This window comes from Priestia sp. FW507-14D1A (assembly GCF_058781295.1).
Genome location: NZ_JBYSWQ010000004.1, coordinates 1 through 19,225, shown reverse-complemented (window position 1 = coordinate 19,225; position 19,225 = coordinate 1). Strand labels below are relative to the sequence as shown.

Here is a 19,225-nt window from a genome sequence, read left to right as displayed (position 1 = left end):
AAGGTTGTCCTAAAACTAGGACAACCTTTTTTATACAGAAGATTTATTAGTCTGAGAAAGATCGTTAAATAATTCAAGAAGACGGTTTAAATCTTCTTTAGAGAAAAATTCGATTTCAATTTTTCCTTTTTTCTTACTTTGTGTAATGTGAACGGAGGTACCAAAACGTTCACGAAGCTGTGTTTCACTTTGTTTTATAAATAAATCTTTATCTTTTTTAGTTTTTGATGTTTCACGTGGAACGGCTTTATTTAAGTGGGCAATATAAGCCTCTAACTGTCTGACATTTAATTGTTCCTTGCGTATTTTTTCAACGACTTTAGGTAGAAGCGCTTTATTTTTCAAACCGACTAGCGTACGCCCATGGCCCATAGACAATTCATTAGTAGAAATGAGGGTTTGAATTTCCTCAGGCAGTTGCAAGAGGCGAACATAGTTAGCAATATGAGGTCGGCTTTTTCCCAGTCGTGTAGCAAGTTGCTCCTGTGTCATATCGAGCTTATCCATAAGCAATTGATAAGCAGTTGCTTCTTCAATTGGCGTCAAATCTTCACGCTGTAAATTCTCTAACAAAGCTAGTTCCATCATTTGCTTTTCTGAAAAGTCTTTTATAATGACAGGAACAGTAGCAAGGTCGGCTTCTTTAGCAGCTCTAAATCGTCTTTCACCCGCTAAGATTTCATAGCCTTTAATGCTTTTGCGAGCTACAATAGGCTGTAAGATGCCATGATGTAAAATGGACTGCTTTAACTCATTAATTGCTTCTTTATTAAACGTTTTACGTGGTTGATAGGGGTTGGGTCTGAGTTCGTGAATAGCAACTTCCTGAATTGAATCATCAGCCTGTGCATCTAAGCCTGAAAATAAGGCATTAATTCCTTTCCCTAATCCTTTCGCCATTATAAATCACTTCCTTTGCAAGTTCCGTATAAACTGCGGCCCCTCTAGATCTTGCATCATATAAGATAATTGGTTCACCATGACTAGGTGCTTCGCTCAAACGAACATTTCGAGGAATAATCGTTTGATAAACGCGATCCTGAAAGTACTTCTTCACTTCTGCTGTTACCTGCAGTCCTAAATTTGTGCGTGCGTCAAGCATAGTCAGCAATACACCTTCGATACGCAGTTGATTATTCAAATGTTTTTGGACTAATCTAACGGTATTTAGCAATTGACTTAATCCTTCAAGCGCATAATATTCACACTGTACAGGTATTAAAACAGAATCAGCCGCCGTTAACGCATTTAATGTCAGTAAACCAAGAGAAGGGGGACAATCAATAATAACATAATCAAAGTGATCTTTCACCGTTTCTAAAGCTCTCTTAAGTCGAACTTCACGTGAAATAGTCGACACTAATTCAATTTCTGCACCAGCTAATTGAATGGTCGCGGGAATGATTGATAAATTTTCGACGGCTGTTGAACGAACAACGTTCTTAGCTTCCATATCTTCCACGATTACATTATAAATACATTCATCTACATCTGCTTTATCTATGCCAACTCCACTCGTAGCGTTACCCTGGGGGTCTCCGTCTACAAGTAGAACCTTTTTTCCTTGTTCAGCTAAACAAGCTCCTAAATTAACAGCGGTTGTTGTTTTTCCAACTCCGCCTTTTTGATTCGCAACTGCCACAATTTTCCCCATGTTGTCACCTACTTTCATTTCCATCCCATTTGTCCAGACAGTTTAATTGTTCATTGAATTTTCTGACGAAAAACTTTGATAAAAAAGCCTCATCAAAAAAAGATGAGGGCTATTTCTTTATTTTTTCGGAATCTTAATAGTAAACTGAAAATATTCATCAAACTCTTCTTCTTCCGTGTTTAATGAAATACCGCTGTCACTAACCATTGTCAAGGATTGACGAATTGTATTCATTGCGATACGCGTATCTTTACTAAACGCTTTTCTTTTTGCTTTTGGCTTTTTAACCTGCGTTTCTAACAATTTAACTACTCGATCTTCCGTTTGTTTTACATTTAATTGTTTTTCAATAATCTCAGCTAATACTTGAAGTTGTTTTTCTTGATTTTTGAGGGGAATGAGCGCTCTTGCATGTCGCTCTGTAATCAATTTTTGTTTGATTGCTTCTTGTATTTCAACAGGAAGCTTTAACAAACGAAGCTTGTTTGCAATTGTGGATTGGCCTTTTCCTAAACGTTGAGCTAATGCCTCTTGGGTAAGATTATGTAACTCAATTAACTTTGCGTAGGCTAGTGCTTCTTCGACAGCCGTTAGCTCTTCACGTTGTAAGTTTTCTATTAAAGCCACAGAGGCCGTTTCTGTATCGTTAAAATGTTTCACAATTGCAGGAACCGTATCCCATCCTAAGCTTTGTACAGCTCTCCACCGGCGTTCTCCAGCAATTAATTCGTATTCTTCGCCCTCAGTCGGTCGAACCACAATAGGTTGAATAATACCGTGTGTATGAATAGTAAGAGCTAGCTCTTCAATTTTTGCTTCATTAAACACAGTACGCGGCTGATAACGATTCGGAATAATACTTGAAACCCTAATTTGTTTTACTTCATCTCTTAAAACTTTTTCGACATTTTCATCTTGGACAGTTTCAATCTCTACATGAATATCCTCATCTTTTTCTTTTAAATTAAAGAAACGTGAAAAAGCAGATTTCATAGTCCCACACCACCTTCAGGAAAATCCCGCCTTAAACTAATTCGATGTTTTTTAATCATATCCTGCTTTCTAAACAGAAAATATAGAGAAGAAAATGTTTCATATGAAACATTCTCTTCTCTATCTATTTAATGCCTACTCTAGTGGAAGCTTAACTGGGGTACCAGGTTTTCTAGGATATTTTTTAGGCGTTTTCTTTATTTTGTCTATTAAAATAATGTAACGTTCACTTTGCTCCAAAGGCAATTGGAAATGTTCAATCGAATTCACTTTTCCACCTAATACTTGGAAAGATTTTTCTCCATTTTTTAATTCTTCAGGGGCAGAAGCACCTTTCATTGCTAAAAAGCGGCCTTGTTCTTTAACAAGCGGCAAGCAAAATTCATTAAGAACCGAAATACGTGCCACGGCTCTTGCCGTTACAAGATCGAATGACTCGCGAATACTTTCTTTTTTACCAAATGTTTCAGCTCGATCATGACATAGTGTGACATTGTCTAGTTCAAGCTCATTTACAAGATGCGTTAAAAACGTAATACGCTTTTGTAACGAATCAACGATTGTTACATGCAAATGCGGGAAGCAAATTTTGATCGGAATACTTGGAAATCCTGCTCCTGCACCTACATCACACATGGATTCAATTTCTGTAAAGTCTTGAAAAAAAGCAGCTGAAATAGAATCGTAAAAATGCTTTTCATACACTTCACCGTGATCAGTAATAGCAGTTAAATTCATTTTTTCGTTCCATTCCACTAAAACTTGATAATACTTTTCAAATTGATTCAGCTGTTTAGAAGAAAGAGAAATTCCCTTTTCTTCTAATAGCTGTTGAAACTGTTGAATATTCATTGAGTTTCCCTTTCTTCGCGCCTAAGAGTTTTAATCATTTGATACTTTAGCGATGCGCCCTTGTTCAATATAAACAAGCAAGATTGAAATATCAGCTGGGTTGACTCCAGAAATACGTGAAGCTTGCGCTACCGTTAGTGGACGCACTTGGTTTAATTTTTGACGTGCTTCTGTAGCTAAACCGTTAATTGCATCATAATCGATATAATCAGGAATCTTTTTGTTTTCTAACTTCTTCAAGCGTTCAACTTGCTGAAGTGATTTCTGAATATACCCTTCGTATTTCACCTGAATTTCTACTTGTTCAGCTACTTCAGGATCTACCGTCTCGTCAGCTGGTGCTAATTGATGAATATGAGTATATGTCATTTCAGGGCGGCGAAGTAAATCTGTCGCACGAATGCCATCTTTTAATTCACTTCCGCCAGCTTCTTTAATCAGTTGTTGAACAGCTTCATTCGGTTTAATAATAAAGGAGAAAAGACGTTTTTTCTCTTGCTCGATTTCCGCTTTCTTTTGTTCAAATTTAGCATAGCGCTCATCGCTGATTAATCCTAGTTCACGACCAATTTCAGTAAGGCGTAAATCAGCGTTATCGTGACGAAGTAATAAACGATATTCTGCACGAGACGTTAGTAGACGATACGGTTCATTTGTTCCTTTTGTTACTAAATCATCCACCAATACACCGATATAAGCATCAGAACGTCCTAAGATGACTTCTTCTTGTTCCAGCGCTCTTCTTCCCGCGTTAATTCCAGCAAGAAGACCTTGGCCTGCAGCTTCTTCATAACCAGATGTTCCGTTAATTTGTCCAGCCGTATAAAGATTTTTAATTTTTTTCGTTTCAAGCGTTGGCCATAACTGAGTCGGAACAATTGCATCATATTCAATAGCATAGCCCGCACGCATCATTTGGACTTTTTCAAGACCAGGAATTGTCGCAAGCATTTGACGCTGTACATGCTCAGGAAGACTCGTTGATAGTCCTTGAACATATACTTCTTGCGTATTTCGTCCTTCTGGCTCTAAGAAAATTTGGTGACGCGGTTTATCATTAAATCGCACAACCTTATCTTCAATAGATGGACAGTAGCGTGGTCCAGTACCTTTGATCATCCCAGAATACATAGGAGATAAGTGGAGGTTGTCATCAATAATTTGATGAGTTTGTTCACTTGTATATGTTAACCAGCAAGGCAGTTGATCTGTAATGTACTGTGTTGTTTCGTATGAGAAAGCACGGGGCACATCATCCCCAGGCTGAATCTCCGTTTTGCTGTAATCAATAGTTGAGCTATTAACACGAGGTGGAGTTCCTGTTTTAAAACGGACCATATCCAGTCCTAACTCCTCTAAGTGTTCAGAAAGCTTAATAGCTGGTTGTTGATTATTAGGACCGCTTGAATATTTTAGTTCACCTAAAATAATTTCCCCGCGTAAGAATGTCCCTGTCGTAATAACAACTGTTTTAGCTTTATACACAGCTCCCGTTTGAGTGACAACGCCCGTACATACACCGTCTTCTACGATTAACTGTTCTACCATGCCTTGCATAAGCGTTAGATTTTCTTCATTTTCTAATGTTTTTTTCATTTCATGCTGATAAGCAAATTTATCTGCTTGAGCTCTAAGTGCTCGAACGGCTGGACCTTTTCCTGTGTTTAACATTCTCATTTGAATATGAGTTTTATCGATATTTCTACCCATTTCTCCGCCAAGAGCATCAATTTCACGTACTACAATACCTTTTGCAGGACCGCCTACAGAAGGGTTGCAGGGCATAAACGCCACCATGTCTAAGTTAATGGTCAAGGTTAACGTTTTAGCACCCATACGCGCAGAAGCAAGTGCCGCTTCACAACCTGCATGACCTGCTCCAATGACAATAACATCATATTGTCCACCTTCATATTGCATAATAGTAGCCTCCTTTAATAATCTATTTTCCTAAACAGAATTGAGAGAACAACTGATCAATTAAGCTTTCGTGAACAGCATCACCAATAATTTCACCTAATAGTTCCCACGTTCTTGTTAAATCAATTTGGACGATATCGATTGGAACACCACTTTCAATGCCTGTGATGGCCTCATCGATAGCTCCTCTTGCTTGCGTTAAAAGCGCAATATGTCTCGTATTAGATAAATATGTTAAATCTTGAGATTCAATTGTCCCTCCAAAGAAAAGAGCTGCGATTGCTTCTTCAAGCTGATCTACTCCTTGTTCTTGAAGAAGCGAAGTCGTCACTATTGGATGATCACCAGCAAATTGCTGCACTTCCTCTAGATTAATTTTTTGCTCAAGATCTGTTTTATTCACAATCACGATAACGTCCATGCCTTTTACAGCTTCAAATAGCTTTTTATCTTCGTCCGTTAGTTCTTCATTAAAATTCAACACAAGCAAAATTAAATCTGCTTCTTTCAAATACTGACGAGAGCGTTCCACACCAATTCGTTCTACAATATCTTCTGTTTCACGAATTCCAGCTGTATCAACTAATCGCAGAGGAACTCCTCGCACATTGACGTACTCTTCGATTACATCTCGCGTCGTTCCGGGAATGTCTGTGACAATGGCCTTTGCATCTTGCACTAAACTATTTAGAAGAGAAGATTTCCCTACATTAGGACGTCCAATAATAACCGTAGCCAATCCTTCTCTTAAAATTTTCCCTTGATGAGAGGTTTGAAGAAGCTTATCAATTTCTTGGCGTACATTTGAAGCTTTTTCAATCAATACTTGGTGAGTCATTTCCTCTACATCGTCATATTCTGGGTAGTCAATGTTTACTTCTACGTGGGCAAGTGTTTCCAGAATTTCTTGTCGTAAATGACGTACTAGTTTGGACAAACGCCCTTCCATTTGGCCAATCGCCATATTCATCGCTTTATCTGTTTTGGCACGAATTAAATCCATGACAGCTTCTGCTTGTGATAAGTCTACTCGACCATTTAAAAATGCTCGTTTTGTAAACTCACCCGGCTCAGCTAAACGGGCACCATTTGCAATAACTAACTGCAGCACACGATTAACGGATACGATTCCTCCGTGACAGTTAATTTCAATAATGTCTTCTCTAGTAAATGTCTTGGGACCTTTCATAATGGAAAGCATCACTTCTTCGACGACTTGCTCTGTCTTGGGATCTACGATATGACCGTAGTGAATAGTATGAGAAGCTACGTCTGTTAATCGTTTGTTCGAAACGCTTTTAAAGATACGATCTGCAATCGTAATGGCTTCTTCACCACTCAGGCGGACGATGGCAATAGCTCCCTCTCCCATTGGTGTAGAAATGGCCGCAATTGTATCAAAATCTAACACCAACTTCACCTCATTTCATTTTATAAACCTTTTATTTTAAACGATGTTATATACTATCATCGTTAACAATTTTCCACGAACAAAAACATCTATTTTAAAGCCCGTAATTTGTATGAACCAAATAAATAGAATACCACAATTCACCGATTTGGAACATCTCTAACGTTCTTCTGTTATACACAGTAAGGAAAACAGGCAGTATGTACTATTTTAACTTATCCACATGTGAATAACAACGTATGTAACTTGATTTTTTGAACGCTAGCTTGATAAAAGTAAACATAAAAAAGCACTAGCGCATTTTGCTAGTGCTTTTTTCCGACGGGCTGAACCAAAATACTTCTTTTCGGTTCTTTTCCGACAGAGTGTGTCTCAACTAAAGAATTTTTAGCTAACACTTGGTGAATCATTTTTCTTTCATGCGAAGGCATTGGTTCTAGTTGAACAGATCGATTCGTTTTAATCGCCTGATTCGCTATTTTTAATGCCAGTTTTTCGACCATTTCTTTTCGTTTTTCTCGGTAGCCTTCTGGGTTTAATACAACATTTAAAAATTGCTGACTGTATCGATTAGCTACCAGTTGTGTGAGAAGCTGGAGCGCATTAAGGGTTTGTCCATGTTTTCCAATCAACATTCCCGCAGAATCGCTACTAATCTCAATTATGCAGTTTCTCGAGGTTTTTTTGACGTTCGTATGAATCGAAATCCCCATTTCACGGCTAACATTTGTAATAAAATGAACCGCTTCCTCTACAGGGTCAACTATTTTTGTAACTTTTACAACTGCAGGTTTTCCCTTAAAGATTCCTAAAAATCCTTTTTTGCCTGGTTCAATTATTTCTACATTTGTTTGATTTTGCTCTACTTCTAAAGCATCTAATGCTTCTTGAACAGCAGCTTCAATCGTCTGGGCCGTAATTGTGATTTCGTTCATTTTTTAACCCCTTCAATATTCGCTTGTTTTAAGTCTGGCCCTTTAATGAAGTAGGTTTGAATAATCATAAATAGATTTCCCACTACCCAATAAAGAGATAAGGCGGCTGGAAAATTGATTGCAAAAACTACAATCATGATCGGCATAACCCAAAGCATCATAGCCATTTGAGGATTTTGACTTGCATTCCCGGCCATCATCATCTTTTGCTGAATAAACGTTGTGATTCCTGCGACAATTGGTAAGATAAATAGCGGGTCACGCGCACCTAAATCAAACCATAAAAAGCTGTTGTTTGCGATTTCCGACGTTCGTGTAATCGCGTGGAAAATCCCAATAAGAATGGGCATTTGAATTAGAATTGGAAAGCACCCAGCTAAAGGATTTACTCCGTAAGTTTGAAATAATGCCATCGTTTCTTTCTGCAATTGCTGCTGCGTCTGGGCATCTTTTGAACTGTACTTCTCCTTTAACTTCTGCATTTCGGGCTGAAGCGTCTGCATTGCTTTCGTGTTTCTCATCTGTTTAATCATAAGCGGTAGAATAAGTAAGCGAATCAGGATTGTGACAACGATAATCGCAACTCCATAGCTTTTAAATACCTCCGCCAGATACGTAATGACTAATGACAGCGGATACACAACATACTCATTCCAAAAACCTTTACTATCATCTGTAATAGGTTGGTTAATTTCCGTACAACCCGCTAAAACAGTTAATAGAAAGATAAGCGTTATTCCTAAAAACAACTTCTTCTTCACCTGTTTTTCCTCCTTCTACATGTTCACCTTTCAATTCTGAAAGTGCGTCAAAATCCATTATATAAGGATGCGGTAGAAAAACAACAGCTATTAAAGGGTTTTCTTCTATTGTTTATTAATCGTTTTGTCTATGTGTAAGTAATTTGCCACGCTTAAAGACATGCTGCAAGCTGCTTTTAATTTCTTCATAGCTCATTGTTGCAGCAGGCTGCCTTGCAATTACAATATAATCTTTGTCTTGCTTTAAATACGGTGTGAATTCAAACATAATTTGTTTAGCAAGGCGCTTAACTCGATTACGAGTCACGGCATTTCCAATCTTTTTGCCCACAGAGAATCCTACGCGGAAATGTTCTTGATCCGGTTTGTCTAGAACATACAAGACAAATTGGCGATTCGCTACGGACTTGCCCTTTTTAAAAACTGTTTGAAATTCATCATTCTTTTTTATACGATATCTTTTTTTCATTTTTAACAACTCCTGCCCTTTTTCAGGTCATGCTCTTATGTAGTCCCTACAGGAACAGAGGTGATTTTAGTCTTATAAAGCGAAAAAAGACCACTGGCGTCAGTGGTCTATTATGCTGATAATACTTTTCTTCCTTTACGACGACGACGAGCTAAAACTTTACGTCCATTCGCTGAGCTCATACGAGCGCGGAAACCGTGTACTTTACTGTGCTTACGTTTGTTTGGTTGGTAAGTTCTTTTCATCTATAAACACCTCCTCGAGGAATAACTGAAAAAGACAGTCCTTGCAATTATAATGAAAAGACTAAGAAGATGTCAATGTTATTTAAAAAATAAAATTTTCAATCTCTTGGTTTCATTATCTGTTTTACTCAATCTTCTTCATTCTAATATCTTTATAACCCAATTGTCTATACCTAATCAATAAAATTCATTGATTTATTAAAGAAAAAATTTTTCCTTTTCATCACTTTTTCTTTCTCTAGCAGCTGCGATCGCATCGTTACTGAACAAAACTACAACAATAAATGTTATAAAAAGCCTCTTTTTTATTCAAATTCTGCTCTTAAACCTTTGTGGATAAGTTTTTTCGACATTTTTCTACTTTTCCATTCCTTATCGACAACTCATGCACACTATCTTGTGTTGTGGAAAACTTTTCTCCACAAGGTGTAGTGATTGTGGATAAGTTTCGAAAATTCATTGCATCATGCCGAATTCTTTGATATTATATTTTTGTTTTCACTCTTAATTACTTTTCCACAGTTGGTTCTTATCCACAAACTGTGGACAACTTGTGGACATCATTTCCACTATCACTGTATAAAGTTATCCACACCATGTGGAATCTGTCGAATAGTCGGCTTTCTTCTATAATATATATTTACCCACATAATAGCAATTGTATAAATATAAATTTTTTATGCATAAGGTTTTGTACAGGTTGTACAAGAGTTGTACAAAGCGCATAAAAGCTAGAAAAAGGAGGGATTGCTCGTTGGAAAACATTCATGATTTATGGAATAGAGCTTTAGATCAAATTGAAAAAAAATTAAGCAAACCTAGTTTTGAAACCTGGCTCAAATCGACAAAAGCTCATGCTTTACAAGGAGACACGCTCATTATTACTGCGCCTAATGATTTTGCACGGGACTGGTTAGAATCTAGGTATTCTAATTTAATTGCTGAAACACTTTACGATCTTACGGGGGAAGAGTTAGATGTGAAATTTATTATTCCTCCTAACCAGGCCGAGGAAGAATTTGATATTCAAACTCCTAAAAAGAAAGTCAATAAAGACGAAGGATCAGAATTTCCTCAAAGCATGCTAAATTCGAAGTATACCTTTGATACATTTGTTATCGGATCTGGAAATCGATTTGCGCATGCAGCTTCTTTAGCAGTAGCAGAAGCGCCGGCTAAAGCCTATAATCCGCTTTTTATTTACGGGGGAGTAGGATTAGGCAAAACACACTTAATGCACGCCATAGGCCACTATGTGTTAGATCATAATCCTGCCGCTAAAGTCGTGTACTTATCATCTGAAAAATTCACAAATGAGTTTATTAACTCTATTCGTGATAATAAAGCAGTAGAATTCCGTAACAAATACCGTAATGTAGATGTTTTACTAATTGATGATATTCAATTCTTAGCAGGTAAAGAGCAAACACAAGAAGAATTTTTCCATACGTTTAATACGCTTCACGAAGAAAGCAAGCAGATTGTCATCTCAAGTGACCGACCGCCGAAAGAAATTCCTACACTTGAAGACCGACTTCGCTCTCGCTTTGAATGGGGCCTTATTACAGACATCACACCACCAGATTTGGAAACACGAATTGCTATTTTACGAAAAAAAGCCAAAGCGGACGGCTTAGTTATTCCAAATGAAGTTATGCTTTATATCGCCAATCAGATTGATTCAAATATTAGAGAATTAGAAGGAGCACTTATTCGTGTAGTAGCTTATTCTTCACTAATTAATAAAGATATAAACGCTGATTTAGCAGCAGAAGCATTAAAAGATATCATTCCTAGTTCAAAACCTAGGGTTATTACGATTCAAGACATCCAACAGATTGTTGGACAAGAATTTAATATAAAATTAGATGATTTCAAAGCGAAGAAACGTACAAAGTCAGTAGCGTTTCCTAGACAAATTGCCATGTACCTCTCTCGCGAATTAACGGATTTTTCGCTGCCTAAAATTGGAGAAGAGTTTGGCGGGCGAGACCATACTACTGTCATCCATGCTCATGAAAAAATCTCAAAACTTGTTCAAACAGATACTGACCTACAAAAACAAATTAAAGAAATAAGTGAATCACTAAAAATATAGGCTTTTTTTACTTGTATTTTGTGTATAAGTGAGTTAGGATTGTACACAGTCTGTCCACATGTGGATAGGCTGTGTTCTCACGTTTTTGGGGGTTATCCACATTTCCACAGCCCCTATTACTACTACTATCTTAAAATATAATAAATAATAAGCTTTTAAACCTACTTTTAAGGAGGATTAATTATTATGAAATTCATCATACAGAAAGACTATCTAGTTCAAAGCGTTCAAGATGTTATGAAAGCTGTATCTTCTAGAACAACAATTCCAATTTTAACGGGGATTAAAATTGTAGCGACTGAAGAAGGTGTTACCTTAACCGGAAGTGATTCGGATATTTCAATTGAATCGTTTATTCCAAACGAAGAAGAAGGAAAAGAGATTGTTGATATCCACAAACCTGGAAGCGTTGTTCTCCCAGCTCGTTTCTTTAGTGAAATCGTCAAAAAGCTTCCTAAAGACATTGTAGAATTAGACGTCCAAAGTCACTTTTTAACAATCATTCGTTCAGGAAAAGCTGAATTTAACTTAAATGGTTTAGATGCAGAAGAGTATCCTCATTTGCCACAGATCGAAGAAAACAACATGTTTAGATTACCGACGGACTTATTAAAAAACATGATTCGACAAACTGTCTTTGCAGTGTCCACCTCAGAAACACGACCTATCTTGACAGGTGTAAACTGGAAAGTCGATGGCAAAGAATTAACGTGTATTGCCACTGACAGTCACCGTCTAGCTTTGCGAAAAGCGACCATTGAAACTGGAAATGAAGCAACGTATAATGTGGTTATTCCAGGTAAAAGTTTAAGTGAATTCAGTAAGATCCTTGATGATTCTCATGAATTAGTAGACATTGTTATCACGGAAAATCAAGTATTATTCAAAACAAAACACTTACTGTTCTTCTCAAGATTATTGGACGGAAATTATCCTGATACTTCAAGGTTGATCCCAGCCGATAGTAAAACGGATGTTATATTGAACGTAAAAGAATTCTTACAATCGATTGACCGCGCTTCTTTATTAGCTCGTGAAGGAAGAAACAACGTAGTAAAACTATCTACGCTGGATGAAGGGATTGTTGAAATTTCTTCTAACTCTCCTGAAATCGGAAAAGTAATTGAAGAGGTACAAAGTCAGTCTATCTCAGGAGAAGAATTAAAAATTTCTTTTAGCGCAAAATATATGTTAGACGCATTAAAAGCGCTCGAAGGAACAGATATCAAAATTAACTTCACTGGTGCGATGCGTCCATTTGTCATTCGAACATTAGAGGATGATTCAATGCTGCAGCTGATTTTACCAGTGCGAACATATTAAATCTCAGAAAGCTACTAGCATGCCGTACTAGTAGCTTTCTTTTCTCAAGGAGAATTATTTAGTAAAATAGAGATACATCATTAGAAAGTGAGAGAGTCGCATGAAAACAGAAGTTAAAATTTCAACTGAATACATTACGCTTGGCCAGTTTTTAAAACTAGCAGACGTCATTCAAACAGGTGGAATGGTAAAATGGTTTTTAAGTGAGCACGAAGTATATGTGAACGGGGAGCTAGAAGAGCGCCGCGGACGTAAATTATATGCAAATGACGAAGTGGATATACCGGCTGCAGGATCATTTGTTGTTATTACTTAAAGTTGGTGAAACGTTTGTATATTAAAGAAATTACTTTAACAAATTACCGAAACTATACGAAGACAACGATTCCTTTTGAAAATAAAGTAAACGTCATTTTGGGTGAAAACGCACAGGGTAAAACAAACGTGATGGAATCGATCTTCGTATTATCTATGGCTAAATCTCATCGTACATCCAACGATAAAGAATTAATTAAATGGGACTGTGAGTATGCAAAGCTATCGGGCATTGTAGAAAAGCATAGAGGGCCTGTTACGCTGGATTTAGTCATCTCAACAAAAGGGAAAAAAGCAAAATATAATCACATTGAGCAGAAAAAACTCAGTCAATATATAGGATCAATTAACACTGTCATGTTTGCTCCGGAGGATTTGAACCTAGTTAAAGGGAGTCCGCAAGTAAGGCGCAAATTTATCGATATGGAAATTGGTCAAGTTTCGCCTGTGTACATGCATGATTTAAGCAGGTATCAAAAGATTTTGCAGCAAAGAAATCAATATTTGAAGCAGCTGCAGACAAAAAAACAAACGGATCTTTCACTTTTAGACGTACTTACGTTACAGTTAAGTGAAATGGCGGCGAAAATCTTAAAAAAACGTTTTGAGTTTTTACAGTTACTCCAACAGTGGGCAGAGCCTATTCATAAAGGGATCAGTCGAGGCTTAGAAACATTAAAAATTGAGTATAAGAATTCAATTGATGTATCAGAAGATGCAGATTTGTCGAAAATGTTAGAAGCATATCATCAAAAGTTTGATAAAATAAAAAGTAGAGAAATTGATAGAGGTGTCACCTTAGCAGGACCACACCGTGATGATCTTCTTTTCTACGTTAATGAAAAAGACGTTCAAACATTTGGTTCACAAGGGCAACAGCGGACGACTGCTTTATCGTTAAAGCTTGCTGAAATTGAGTTAATTCATCAAGAAGTAGGTGAATATCCAATCTTGCTTTTAGACGACGTATTGTCTGAATTAGATGATTTTCGTCAATCACACTTGCTAAATACCATTCAAGGAAAAGTTCAAACGTTTGTAACGACAACGAGCATTGAAGGAATTCATCACGAGACCTTAGAAAAAGCCGCTACATATCACGTAGAAGCTGGCCAAATTCAAAAGGTCAAATAGCAATTGATCTGTCTAAAAACTTTTCGCAAGGCAATCTAACTGAAATATGATATCATTATAGTTTTAAGTCTATATAGTTCAACTCGTACCCTCGATTATGAAAATTTTGTGCATAAGTAAACAAATTGCAAATACATTAAAGGCTCCGTATTATTTCCACATAATATTCGAAAAACATAATACAAAATGATAAATACAGCAGTTTGCTGTTAAAAAAAAGTGTAGGTGATACATTTGACGATGGAACAAAAAGAAGTACAAGCATATGAAGCTGATCAGATACAAGTATTAGAAGGATTAGAAGCTGTTCGTAAACGTCCGGGGATGTATATTGGATCGACGAGCGCAAAGGGTTTACATCATCTTGTATGGGAAATTGTAGATAATAGTATTGATGAAGCGCTGGCCGGCTATTGCGATGAAATTAATGTTATTATCGAAAAGGATAATAGTATTACAGTCAAAGATAACGGTCGTGGAATTCCAGTTGGTATTCAAGAAAAAATGGGCAGACCTGCCGTTGAAGTTATCTTAACGGTTCTTCATGCCGGAGGTAAATTTGGCGGCGGCGGCTATAAAGTATCTGGTGGATTACACGGTGTAGGTGCCTCAGTTGTTAACGCACTTTCTACTTCTTTGGAAGTACACGTACATCGTGACGGTAAAGTTCATTATCAAAAATATGAACGAGGTGTACCGGCTGCTGACTTAAAAGTAGTTGGAGAAACAGATAAAACAGGTACTGTTATTCAATTCCGTCCAGACGGTGAAATTTTCACAGAAACGCTTGAATACGATTTTGATACGTTAGCTAATCGTCTGCGTGAGTTAGCTTTCTTAAATCGCGGCATTAAAATTACGATTGAAGACAAACGTGAAGAAGATAAAAGACGTGAATATCACTATGAAGGCGGAATTAAGTCTTACGTTGAGCACTTAAACCGTGCAAAAGAAGTGATTCACGAAGAGCCGATCTATATTGAAGGTAATCGAGACAACATTTCTGTAGAGATTGCTATTCAATATAACGATAGCTATACAAGTAATTTATATTCTTTTGCAAACAATATTCACACATATGAAGGTGGAACACACGAAGCAGGATTTAAAACAGCGTTAACGCGTGTAATTAACGACTATGCACGTAAAAACAGCGTATTTAAAGACAGTGACGCCAATCTAACGGGTGAAGATGTTCGTGAAGGAATTACAGCTATCATCTCTATTAAGCACCCAGATCCGCAGTTCGAAGGACAAACAAAAACAAAGCTGGGAAATAGTGAAGCAAGAACAATTACTGACTCTGTGTTTGCAGAACACTTAGAAACGTACTTGTTAGAGAACCCTATTGTGGCGAAAAAGGTAATTGAAAAAGGTTTAATGGCTGCAAGAGCAAGAATGGCAGCTAAAAAAGCTCGTGAGCTTACAAGACGTAAAAGCGCGCTTGAAATCTCAAACTTACCGGGTAAATTAGCAGATTGTTCATCAAAAGATCCTTCTATTAGCGAACTCTATGTAGTAGAGGGTGACTCTGCCGGGGGTTCAGCTAAGCAGGGAAGAAGCCGTCATTTCCAAGCTATTTTGCCTTTACGTGGTAAAATTATCAACGTAGAGAAAGCGCGTTTAGATAAAATTTTATCTAATAATGAAATTCGTACAATCATTACCGCTCTAGGAACGGGTATTGGTGACGATTTTGATATCTCGAAAGCACGCTACCATAAAATTGTGATTATGACAGATGCAGACGTAGACGGTGCGCATATTCGTACGCTTCTTCTAACGTTCTTCTATCGCTATATGAGACAGATTATTGAGCATGGATATGTCTACATTGCCCAGCCGCCTCTTTACAAAGTTTCACAAGGTAAAAAAGTGGAGTACGCGTACAACGATCGTCAATTAGACGAGGTATTAGCTTCTTTCCCTGAAGGCGCAAAACCAAACCTTCAGCGTTACAAAGGTTTAGGAGAGATGAATCCTGAACAATTATGGGAAACAACAATGGATCCAGAGTTCCGTACCCTTCTTCAAGTAAACTTGCAAGATGCAATTGAAGCTGATGAGACATTTGAAATTTTAATGGGCGACAAAGTAGAACCACGCCGTAATTTCATTGAAGAAAATGCTCAGTACGTAAAAAATCTCGATATTTAAATGAACGGTAATACCCTTTATATTTTTTATAAAGGGTATATAAACGTCAGGATAGAGATAGGTTCTATCCTGCGTTTACATATATATGAATTACTATACTGAACTTCGCGAAGGAGGTTCTTATCGATGTCAGATAAACCAAACTCTCAAATAAGAGAAGTAAATATTAGTCAAGAAATGCGCGCATCTTTTTTAGATTATGCAATGAGCGTAATTGTATCGCGTGCTTTACCAGATGTAAGAGACGGACTTAAGCCTGTGCACCGTCGTATTTTATATGCAATGAATGATTTAGGTATGGGATCGGATAAGCCATATAAAAAATCAGCTCGTATCGTAGGAGAAGTAATTGGTAAGTATCACCCACACGGTGACTCAGCTGTATATGAAACAATGGTTCGTATGGCACAAGATTTTAGCTATCGCTATATGCTAATTGATGGTCATGGAAACTTTGGATCTGTTGATGGAGATGCAGCAGCAGCTATGCGTTATACAGAAGCAAGAATGTCAAAAGTTTCGATGGAACTGTTACGTGACATCAATAAAGACACAATTGATTACCAAGATAACTATGACGGTTCTGAACGTGAACCCATTGTATTACCTGCTAGATTTCCCAATTTACTTGTAAACGGTTCAGCCGGAATTGCGGTAGGTATGGCGACAAATATTCCACCGCATCAGTTAGGCGAAGTCATTGATGGCGTTTTAGCAGTAAGCCAAGACCCTGATATCACAATTGCAGAGTTAATGGAGATTATTCCAGGACCGGATTTCCCAACTGCAGGACAAATTCTTGGCCGCAGCGGAATTCGTAAAGCTTATGAAACTGGAAAAGGTTCTATTATTGTTCGCGCAAAAGTAGAAATTGAAGAACAGAGCAATGGCAAACAAACTATTATTGTTCATGAACTACCATACCAAGTAAATAAAGCAAAGCTAATTGAAAAAATTGCCGAGCTAGCTCGTGATAAGAAGATTGATGGGATTACGGATTTACGAGATGAGTCTGACCGTTCGGGTATGCGTATTGTTATTGAAGTAAGACGTGATGCAAATGCAAATGTTTTATTAAACAACTTATATAAGCAGACATCTCTTCAAACAAGTTTTGGTATTAACACCCTTGCATTAGTAGATGGACAGCCAAAAGTATTGAACTTGAAGCAATGTCTACAGTACTACTTAGACCATCAGGTAGTGGTTATTCGTCGTCGTACTGAATTTGAGCTTCGAAAAGCAGAAGCACGTGCGCATATTTTAGAAGGTTTAAAGATTGCTCTTGATAATTTAGATGCTGTTATTGCTTTAATTAGAGGTTCTCAAACAACAGATATTGCACGTGAAGGATTAATGACTCAGTTTTCGTTATCTGAAAAACAAGCGCAAGCTATTTTGGATATGCGCCTACAGCGTTTAACAGGATTAGAGCGAGAGAAGATTGAAGCGGAATATCAATCTTTATTAGCGCTAATTGCTGAATTAAAAGCTATTTTAGCAGATGAAGAAAAAGTATTAGAAATTATTAGAGAAGAACTAATAGAAGTAAAAGAAAGATTCAATGACGGACGTCGAACAGAAATCGTAAGCGGAGGAGCGGAAATTATTGAAGACGAGGATCTGATTCCTCGCCAAGATATTGTTATTAGCTTAACGCACAACGGCTATATTAAACGTTTGCCTGTTTCTACGTATAAGAGTCAGCGAAGAGGCGGAAGAGGTATTCAAGGAATGAATACAAACGAAGATGATTTCGTTGAACATCTTCTAACAACTTCTACTCATGATACGATTCTCTTCTTTACAAATAAGGGAAAAGTCTATCGGACAAAAGGATACGAAATTCCAGAGTACGGAAGAACGGCTAAAGGGATACCTATTATTAACTTGTTAGAAGTAGACAAAGGTGAGTGGGTAAATGCCATCATTCGCGTCGATGAATTTGTAGACGATTGGTATCTATTCTTTACTACAAAACAAGGAATTTCTAAGCGTACACCTTTATCTTCTTTTGAAAACATTCGAAATAGCGGACTTATCGCCTTGAATTTAAGAGAAGAAGATGAATTGATTTCTGTTAAATTGACAGATGGTAAGCGCGATATGGTTATTGGAACGAAAAAGGGTATGTTAATTCGTTTTAATGAAAATGATGTTCGTTCAATGGGACGTACAGCTACTGGAGTTAAAGGGATCACTCTCGATTCAGAAGATGAAGTAATCGGTATGGAGATTCTCGAAGAACAATCAGATGTCTTGATCATTACGAAAAATGGTTACGGAAAACGTACGCCGATTGAAGAATATCGTGTACAAACAAGAGGCGGTAAAGGTTTAAGAACATGTAATATCACTGATAAAAATGGTGATGTTGTCGCACTGAAATGCGTATCTCAAGAAGAAGATATTATGCTTATCACAGTAAGCGGCGTTCTTATCCGTGTTTCTGTTTCAGATATTTCACAGATGGGCCGTAACACACAAGGTGTCAAAGTCATCCGTTTAGGAGACGAAGAGTTTGTTTCAACGGTTGCAAAAGTACAAACTTCAGAAGATGAAGACGAAGTTTTAGACGAATTAGATGAACATGAAGAGACAGATATAATAATTGAAGCTGAAGAAACAGAAGAATAAAAAAAGCCCCTGAAAAAGCAGGGGCTTTTTTTATGTAAAAAACCTTGCCATAGGCTTTTGATTTTGGTAATATATAAAAAGTCAGCAAAACATATATGAGTTTTTTAGTAGTTTTAAAAAAGTTATATAAAAGTGTTGACAACGATTCTTATAAAGTGTTATTATATAGAAGTCGCTTTAAGACAAGAGTTCTTTGAAAACTGAACGAAATAGTAAACGTCAACGTTAATTTTTATTTTTTAAATGAGCAAGTCAAACATTTCTTCGGAGAGTTTGATCCTGGCTCAGGATGAACGCTGGCGGCGTGCCTAATACATGCAA

16 protein-coding genes and 1 rRNA gene are annotated in these 19,225 nt (G+C 37.2%); 7 read left to right on the top strand and 10 right to left on the bottom strand.

Features of this window, described 5'->3' with window-relative positions; all coding sequences use genetic code 11:
* Positions 1-30 precede the first annotated feature (30 nt).
* From AC3WJG_RS15775 to rpmH, 10 genes are all read right to left on the bottom strand, one after another.
* Entirely contained in the window at positions 31-900 is an 870-nt protein-coding gene (locus AC3WJG_RS15775; protein WP_013059921.1) for a ParB/RepB/Spo0J family partition protein, read from the bottom strand.
* On the bottom strand, positions 872-1,654 hold the full coding sequence (locus tag AC3WJG_RS15770; protein ID WP_028409764.1) for a ParA family protein: 783 nt from the start codon (positions 1,652-1,654) through the stop codon (positions 872-874). Before AC3WJG_RS15770 ends, AC3WJG_RS15775 begins: the two co-directional genes overlap by 29 nt.
* A 117-nt stretch (positions 1,655-1,771) precedes the next feature.
* Positions 1,772-2,647 carry a nucleoid occlusion protein gene (gene noc, locus AC3WJG_RS15765; RefSeq protein ID WP_013059923.1) on the bottom strand — a complete coding sequence of 292 codons (876 nt, stop codon included), beginning with the start codon at positions 2,645-2,647 and terminating at the stop codon, positions 1,772-1,774.
* 135 nt (positions 2,648-2,782) lie between these two features.
* On the bottom strand, positions 2,783-3,499 hold the full coding sequence (gene rsmG, locus AC3WJG_RS15760) for a 16S rRNA (guanine(527)-N(7))-methyltransferase RsmG (protein ID WP_028409765.1): 717 nt from the start codon (positions 3,497-3,499) through the stop codon (positions 2,783-2,785).
* Positions 3,500-3,529: 30 nt separating this feature from the next.
* Positions 3,530-5,419: a tRNA uridine-5-carboxymethylaminomethyl(34) synthesis enzyme MnmG gene (mnmG, locus tag AC3WJG_RS15755; protein WP_013059925.1), complete on the bottom strand. Its 1,890-nt coding sequence runs from the start codon at positions 5,417-5,419 to the stop codon at positions 3,530-3,532.
* Between the two features lie 22 nt (positions 5,420-5,441).
* Positions 5,442-6,830, bottom strand: coding sequence for a tRNA uridine-5-carboxymethylaminomethyl(34) synthesis GTPase MnmE (gene mnmE / locus AC3WJG_RS15750; RefSeq protein WP_013085566.1), 1,389 nt, complete (start codon positions 6,828-6,830; stop codon positions 5,442-5,444).
* 305 nt (positions 6,831-7,135) lie between these two features.
* Positions 7,136-7,765 carry an RNA-binding cell elongation regulator Jag/EloR gene (gene jag, locus AC3WJG_RS15745; protein WP_337134419.1) on the bottom strand — a complete coding sequence of 210 codons (630 nt, stop codon included), beginning with the start codon at positions 7,763-7,765 and terminating at the stop codon, positions 7,136-7,138.
* A complete protein-coding gene (gene spoIIIJ, locus AC3WJG_RS15740; RefSeq protein ID WP_028409767.1) occupies positions 7,762-8,526 on the bottom strand; it encodes a YidC family membrane integrase SpoIIIJ in 765 nt (254 codons plus the stop codon). Before spoIIIJ ends, jag begins: the two co-directional genes overlap by 4 nt.
* A gap of 115 nt (positions 8,527-8,641) precedes the next feature.
* The gene (gene rnpA / locus AC3WJG_RS15735) at positions 8,642-8,995 is read right to left on the bottom strand and encodes a ribonuclease P protein component (RefSeq protein ID WP_013059929.1); all 354 of its coding nucleotides are present in this window, start codon (positions 8,993-8,995) and stop codon (positions 8,642-8,644) included.
* A 110-nt stretch (positions 8,996-9,105) separates the two neighbouring features.
* Positions 9,106-9,240: a 50S ribosomal protein L34 gene (gene rpmH / locus AC3WJG_RS15730; protein ID WP_013059930.1), complete on the bottom strand. Its 135-nt coding sequence runs from the start codon at positions 9,238-9,240 to the stop codon at positions 9,106-9,108.
* A 754-nt stretch (positions 9,241-9,994) separates the two neighbouring features.
* Between rpmH and dnaA the strand changes: the two genes are divergently transcribed.
* The 7 genes from dnaA to AC3WJG_RS15695 form a co-directional block, all read left to right on the top strand.
* Positions 9,995-11,338 (top strand): chromosomal replication initiator protein DnaA, encoded by a 1,344-nt coding sequence (dnaA, locus tag AC3WJG_RS15725; protein WP_028409768.1) that lies wholly within the window; start codon positions 9,995-9,997, stop codon positions 11,336-11,338.
* A 186-nt stretch (positions 11,339-11,524) separates the two neighbouring features.
* Positions 11,525-12,661 carry a DNA polymerase III subunit beta gene (dnaN, locus tag AC3WJG_RS15720; RefSeq protein WP_028409769.1) on the top strand — a complete coding sequence of 379 codons (1,137 nt, stop codon included), beginning with the start codon at positions 11,525-11,527 and terminating at the stop codon, positions 12,659-12,661.
* A 100-nt stretch (positions 12,662-12,761) separates the two neighbouring features.
* Positions 12,762-12,977 carry a S4 domain-containing protein YaaA gene (gene yaaA, locus AC3WJG_RS15715; RefSeq protein WP_013054822.1) on the top strand — a complete coding sequence of 72 codons (216 nt, stop codon included), beginning with the start codon at positions 12,762-12,764 and terminating at the stop codon, positions 12,975-12,977.
* A 14-nt stretch (positions 12,978-12,991) separates the two neighbouring features.
* Positions 12,992-14,110, top strand: a complete 1,119-nt coding sequence (gene recF, locus AC3WJG_RS15710; protein WP_028409770.1) for a DNA replication/repair protein RecF — start codon at positions 12,992-12,994, stop codon at positions 14,108-14,110.
* A 240-nt stretch (positions 14,111-14,350) separates the two neighbouring features.
* Entirely contained in the window at positions 14,351-16,267 is a 1,917-nt protein-coding gene (gene gyrB, locus AC3WJG_RS15705) for a DNA topoisomerase (ATP-hydrolyzing) subunit B (RefSeq protein WP_028409771.1), read from the top strand.
* 126 nt (positions 16,268-16,393) lie between these two features.
* Entirely contained in the window at positions 16,394-18,904 is a 2,511-nt protein-coding gene (gene gyrA / locus AC3WJG_RS15700; protein WP_013054825.1) for a DNA gyrase subunit A, read from the top strand.
* Positions 18,905-19,165: 261 nt separating this feature from the next.
* Positions 19,166-19,225: ribosomal RNA gene (locus tag AC3WJG_RS15695) — 16S ribosomal RNA — on the top strand; the annotation flags it as partial.